Below are 5,481 nucleotides of genomic sequence, written 5' to 3'. Positions count from 1 at the left end.
CTGATTGCTCCGGAATGTGGCTGGCCGGCGGTGCCTGATGGCCTTGCCCGTCGGTGATGACCGACGGGTCGTGGACAACCCCGGCGAAATTGACAACAATGCGCGTCATCTTGCCGCGGTCGGTTGCCGTGGCGTCCGGTCGCGACCAGCGGCCGTTTCCGGAATCGCCATACCTGTCACCAGAAACAGGATCGGGACCCGCGCATGTCATATTCGTCTCTTCTCCGCTGTCTGTTTTCGCCGGCGCTGCCGTTCATGGCCCTGCTGGCCGCGAGTTCCCTCTTGCCGGCCGCCGAGCCGCTGAAGCCGCTGTCGCCGGCGGTCAAGCTGCGCGCCTGCGTGTTCGATCCCGTCGGCGCCAACGGCCCGGTCGCCAACATGGCCAAGGACCTCATGCTCGATGCCCGTCGCTGGGGTCTGGATGTGCAGCTGCGCACCTATCCGGACGAGCGCATCGCCGCCGAGGACTTCAAGGCCGGCCAGTGCGAGATCGTCGGTCTCAGTTCGCTGCGCGCCAAGCAGTTCAACCGTCAGGTCGGCAGCATCGATGCCCCCGGCAACCTGCGCAGCTACGAAGAGCTGCGCACGCTGGTGCGCGCCATGGCGCACCCGGCCTTCGCGCCCATGTCGATCGCGGGGCGCTACCAGGTGGCGGGCGTGCTGCCCATCGGCGCGCTTTTCGTCATGGTGCGCGACCGCAGCATCAACAGCATCGAGAAAGCGGCCGGCAAGAAGGTGGCGGTGCTGGACTGGGATCCGTCGCAGGCCAAGATGATCTCGGCCATCGGCGCACAGCCGGTGGCTTCCGACATCACCAGCTTCGCCGGCAAGTTCAACAACGGCCAGGTCGACATCATCGCGGCGCCGGCCATGGCCTACCAGCCGCTGGAACTGTACCGGGGCGTGGGCAGCAAGGGCGGGGTGATCCGTTTCCCGCTGCTGCAGGCCACCGGCACCATCCTGATCCGGCGCGACCTGGTGCTGCCCAAGATCCCCGACCTCGACGAGCGCCTGCTGCAGCTTCGTGACTACGTCCTGCGTTTCATCGACGATTTCATCGTGCGCCTGAAGGCGGCCGAGGCGGCCATGCCCAAGGAAGTCTGGATCGAGCTGTCGGACGCCGAGAAGGCCAAGTACTCGCGCATGCTGCGCGAGGCGCGCCTGCGCATGACCGCTGACGGCGTCTACGACACCAGTGTCATGAACCTGTTGCGCAAGGTGCGCTGCAAGCACGAGCCGTCCAACGAAGAATGCAGTCTCTTCGACGAATGAGGAATCCAGGCATGAAGCAGTCCGTCCTGATGGCGCGCAGCCGCCGAGCCCTGTCCGCGCTGCTGCTCTGCGGCGGTCTGGCGGGCACCGCCCTGGCCAGTGACAAGCCGGCCGGCGGCCTGGCGCTGCCGGCGGCCCAGCCGGGCAAGGCCGGCCTGCCGCAGCCGCTGCCGCGTCCGGTGCAGATGAGCTTCTGCATCTTCGACCCGCTGGGCCCCAACGGCAAGATCATCCAGACCGCGCGCGAGCTCGCCGCTTTCGCCAGGGAATGGAACCTGATCGCCGAGATCAAGGGCTACAGCGACGAGCGCGTGGCCGCCGAGGACTTCAAGTCCGGCCAGTGCGACGCGGTGGCACTGTCGACCCTGCGCGCCAAGCAGTTCAACGCCATCCTCGGCAGCCTGGACGCACCCGGCAACCTGCGCAGCTACGAGGAGATGAAGTCGCTGCTGGAGATGCTGGCCAACCCGGTGGTGGCTTCGCTGGCGATCAACGGGCGCTACCAGGTGGCGGGCGTCATGCCCATCGGCGCCATCTTCGTGTTCGTCAACGACCGCAAGATCAACTCGCTGGCCAAGGCCGCCGGCAAGCGCGTGGTGGTGCTGGAGTGGGAGCCGACGCTGGGCAAGATGATCTCCGGCATCGGCGCGCAGCCGGTGCCGGCAGATTTCAGCACCTACGCCGGCAAGTTCAACAACGGCCAGGCCGACATCATCGCGGCGCCTGCCATGGGCTTCAAGCCCATGGAGCTGGCCAAGGGCGTGGGCACGAAGGGCGGGGTGATCCGCTTCCCGCTGCTGCAGGCGTCCGGCGCGCTGGTGATCCGCCGCGACCGCGTGCTGCCCAAGATTCCCGACCTCGATGCCCGCCTGAACCAGCTGCGCCGCTTCGGCCTGGAGCACATCGACAAGCTGATCGCCATGCTGCGCGAGGCGGAGAGCGACATTCCGCGCAACCTGTGGATCGACCTGCCCAAGGCCGACCAGGACAAGTACTACGAAATGCTCGGCGAGGCCCGGCGCTACCTGACCAAGCAGGGCGTCTACGATCCGGTCATGATGAGCATGCTCAAGCGCGCGCGCTGCAAGCACGTGCCGGCGGCGGCGGAGTGCGGCACCTTCGACGAGTGAGGAGCGGGTGGAGGGAGTGCGCGTTGCCGTTCCGGGAGCCTGGCTGATGCCCAGGCGGGCATGGCTGGCGCCATGGCAGCTCAGTCGCCTACCAGCATCTGCCATTCGGCCGGGCTGAGGCCCGCCTGGCGGGCGAGCTTTCCCATGTCGCTCTGCAGCGAGCGACGGTTGTTTTCCCTGTGGCGTTGCAGGGCGGCGGCGGCCTGGCTGACCAGTGCCTCCAGCGCTTCTATGTCCATGCCTTCGAGTGTCGCGACGTCAATGTCGGTGTGATCGGGGAACAGCGGACTTCTTATCATGCCCACATTATAGACAGTGACATGACCGAATGCATGATCCCGCAGGCACGGGATCATGCATTTGTCGGTCGCGTGGTGTTCAGGCCGCCTTCACCGCGTGCAGTTCGTGCGCCGCCAGCGCCGCGATGTGCGGATCGATCAGGTGACGGTTGTCGTGCTGCCAGGGGTGGAAGCCGGGGCGGTAGTAGTCCAGGTACTGCGGGATGATGCGGGTCAGGAAGCCGGGCTTGACCAGCATGAACTTCGCGAAACCCAGCGCGTCGCGCCAGTTGCCGAGCTGGTTGTCGTGCTTCAGCAGGCTGTACTGCATGCGCAGCGTCACCAGCATGAAGAAGAAGGTGGCCAGCGCCATGGATTTCACGCGCAGCCAGTAGTCGCCGTCGACCGCCTGGTAGAGGTCGAAGGCCACGGCCTTGTGCTCGGTCTCCTCGACCGCGTGCCAGAGGAACATGTCGCTGTAGACCCCGGCGATGTCGGCGATGGCATCCTTCCGCTCCAGCAGCAGGTTGGCGAGGATGGCGGTGAAGTGCTCGAAGCCGGCGGTCATGGCCAGCTGCTCGCGCGGCGACCAGCGTTTCTTGGCCCAGGCCAGCGCGTTCTTCATGAACTTCAGCTTGCTCTCCAGCGGCAGGCCGTGCTGGTCGATCAGGGCCTGGTTGAAGGCCTCGTGCTCCTTGCCGTGGTTGGCCTCCTGGCCGATGAAGGCGCGGATCTGCGCCTGCAGTTCGGGGTCCCTGATCTGCTGCTCGAAATTGCGCACAGAGTGGATGAAGAAGCGCTCGCCATCCGGGAAGGTGGTCGACAGCGCGTTCAGGAAGTGGGTGATCCAGGCGTTGTCATTGTACCAGTAGCGGCGCAGGCCGCTCATGTCGTAGTCCATGCGGCGCACGCGGATGCGCAGGGGTGTCTTGCTGATCATGGCCGTCTCTCCGCCGTCTTTCCGCCCGTCACGCCGGGCGCTCGTGTCCGGGTCCGCGCAGGGACCCGCTGGCCGGTCGCGGGGTCGCGGCCGGGTGCAAGGGCGCATGAAAAGGCCCGTGACCTTACTGTGACTTGCCAGTCTTGATGCCTGAAGGTTAATGTCTGCCGAAAATCGGTCATTAGCGGCCATCGGTCGGGGCAGGAGTGATGTGCGATGACGGCGACACGGCGGGGCGGCGAGGAGACTCTCTCCGGACATTACCTCGCGCTCGCCTGCCAGCAGGCGGAGCAGCGCGGCCTGCCGGTGGCGCAGGTGCTGGCGGGCACGGGACTGGCGCTGGCGGATCTCGAGCAGCCGGGCTGCCAGGTGCCGCTGCCGGTCTGTCTGCGCCTGTTCGTCAACCTCCTGCAGCTGGACCCCGATCCCGGGCTGGGCCTGGCCCTGGGCCGGCGTCTGGACCTGCGCAGCCACGGCTTCCTGGGCTATGCCATCCTGTCCAGTCGCACCATCGGCGAGGCGCTGGACATCAGCATCCGCTATTTCCGTACCCGCACCAGCCTGTTCGAGATCCGGCTCTTCCGCGAGGACGACATGGCGGTGGTGCAGCTCGACGAGCGCGTGCCGCTGGGGCCCATGGGACCGGTGCTGCTGGATGCGCTGATGACGCTGATCGCCGTCTGCGGCCGCCAGGTCACCGGGCGCGACTTCAATGGCGTGGTGCGGCTGGCGCGGCCCCGGCAGCCGCACCACGAGCACTGGCCCGAGCTGGCGCAGGCCGACCTGCTGTTCGATGCCGCCTTCAACCAGTTCCGCTTCCCGCGCGCCGGCCTGCTGCTGCCCATCAGCCAACCCGATCCGCAGCTGCTGCAGATGGCCACCGCCCAGTGCGAGGAGGAGCTGCGGCGCCTGCACGAGCGCCTGCAGGGCGGCGGCGGCCTGCTCGCCGACGTGCGCCGTGCCGCGCGCCAGCATCTGGCCGATGACGCCTCGCTGGAGCGCATCGCCGATGTCCTCGGGCTGGGCGCGCGCACGCTGCGCCGCCGCCTCGCCGAGCTCGGCACCAGCTACCAGATGATCATCGAGCAGCTGCGCCGCGGGCGGGCGGTGGAGCTGCTGCTGCACAGCACGCTGACGGTGGACCAGATCGCCGCCGAGCTGGGTTACCAGGATCCGTCCAATTTCGGCCGCGCCTTCCGGCGCTGGACCGGGAAGTCGCCACGGGAATACCGTGCCGAGCGGGGCTGAGCGGGGAGGGGCCGGTACTGCTGCCGGTGCCGGGGCGAGTGCCGCCGGCGTGAGCGCAGCACGCCGGTTTCAGTATTGTAAATAAGAATATATATTATTATGATGATCGGGTGAATTCCGTCCCGGTCATGTCCATGCCTTCCCCGTCCGCGCAGCTGGCGGCAGCGACGCTGCCCGATACCCTGTACCGACACCATCAGCCCTGGCTGACCAGCTGGCTGCGGCACAGGCTCGGTTGCCGGCATCGTGCCGAGGACCTGAGCCAGGACACCTTCCTGCGCCTGCTCGCGCGGCCCGACCTGATGGCGCGTGCGGAGATCCGGCCGCTGCTGACCACCATCGCCAAGGGCCTGATGATCGACCAGTACCGGCGCGCCGCGCTGGAGCGGGCCTATCACGAGGCGCTGGCGGCGCTGCCGCCGGCCTACAGCCCGTCGGCCGAGGAGCAGCTGGCGCTGCTGGAGACGCTGGTCGAGATCGACCGCCTGCTCGATGGCCTGCCCGGACTGGTCCGGCGCGCTTTCCTCATGTCCCAGCTCGACGGCATGACCTACCCCGACATCGCGCGCGAGCTGGGCATTTCCGTCAGCTCGGTGCAGAAGTACATGGCTCG

Annotated in this window: 6 protein-coding genes; 4 read left to right on the top strand and 2 right to left on the bottom strand. The window is 67.4% G+C overall.

What is annotated here, in order from left to right:
- Positions 1–255: 255 nt before the first annotated feature.
- Both C5O18_RS05940 and C5O18_RS05935 read left to right on the top strand, forming a co-directional pair.
- Entirely contained in the window at positions 256–1,272 is a 1,017-nt protein-coding gene (locus C5O18_RS05940) for a putative solute-binding protein (RefSeq protein WP_105192335.1), read from the top strand.
- 11 nt (positions 1,273–1,283) lie between these two features.
- Positions 1,284–2,402, top strand: coding sequence for a putative solute-binding protein (locus C5O18_RS05935; protein ID WP_105192333.1), 1,119 nt, complete (start codon positions 1,284–1,286; stop codon positions 2,400–2,402).
- Positions 2,403–2,482: 80 nt separating this feature from the next.
- Here the strand turns inward: C5O18_RS05935 and C5O18_RS05930 are convergent, their stop codons facing one another.
- Both C5O18_RS05930 and C5O18_RS05925 read right to left on the bottom strand, forming a co-directional pair.
- On the bottom strand, positions 2,483–2,758 hold the full coding sequence (locus C5O18_RS05930) for a hypothetical protein (RefSeq protein ID WP_105192331.1): 276 nt from the start codon (positions 2,756–2,758) through the stop codon (positions 2,483–2,485).
- 22 nt (positions 2,759–2,780) lie between these two features.
- Positions 2,781–3,620 carry a metal-dependent hydrolase gene (locus C5O18_RS05925; protein WP_158249283.1) on the bottom strand — a complete coding sequence of 280 codons (840 nt, stop codon included), beginning with the start codon at positions 3,618–3,620 and terminating at the stop codon, positions 2,781–2,783.
- Positions 3,621–3,836: 216 nt separating this feature from the next.
- Here C5O18_RS05925 and C5O18_RS05920 point away from each other — a divergent pair, with 216 nt between their 5' ends.
- A complete protein-coding gene (locus tag C5O18_RS05920) occupies positions 3,837–4,868 on the top strand; it encodes an AraC family transcriptional regulator (protein ID WP_105192327.1) in 1,032 nt (343 codons plus the stop codon).
- Positions 4,869–5,002: 134 nt separating this feature from the next.
- The coding region (locus C5O18_RS05915) for a sigma-70 family RNA polymerase sigma factor (protein ID WP_105192337.1) at positions 5,003–5,481 on the top strand (479 nt) is incomplete at its 3' end.

Source organism: Amnimonas aquatica, from assembly GCF_002943415.1.
Taxonomy (GTDB): Bacteria; Pseudomonadota; Gammaproteobacteria; order Pseudomonadales; family Moraxellaceae; genus Perlucidibaca; species Perlucidibaca aquatica_A.
The sequence above is the reverse complement of the archived record's forward strand: the minus strand, read 5'-3'. Positions and strand labels throughout refer to the sequence as shown.

Coding starts and splice junctions, on each gene's coding strand:
- C5O18_RS05940 (WP_105192335.1), top strand. CDS start 256: ATGGCCCTGCTGGCCGCGAGTTCCCTCTTGCCGGCCGCCGAGCCGCTG.
- C5O18_RS05925 (WP_158249283.1), bottom strand. CDS start 3,620: ATGATCAGCAAGACACCCCTGCGCATCCGCGTGCGCCGCATGGACTAC.
- C5O18_RS05920 (WP_105192327.1), top strand. CDS start 3,837: ATGACGGCGACACGGCGGGGCGGCGAGGAGACTCTCTCCGGACATTAC.
- C5O18_RS05930 (WP_105192331.1), bottom strand. CDS start 2,758: ATGATCCCGTGCCTGCGGGATCATGCATTCGGTCATGTCACTGTCTAT.
- C5O18_RS05935 (WP_105192333.1), top strand. CDS start 1,284: ATGAAGCAGTCCGTCCTGATGGCGCGCAGCCGCCGAGCCCTGTCCGCG.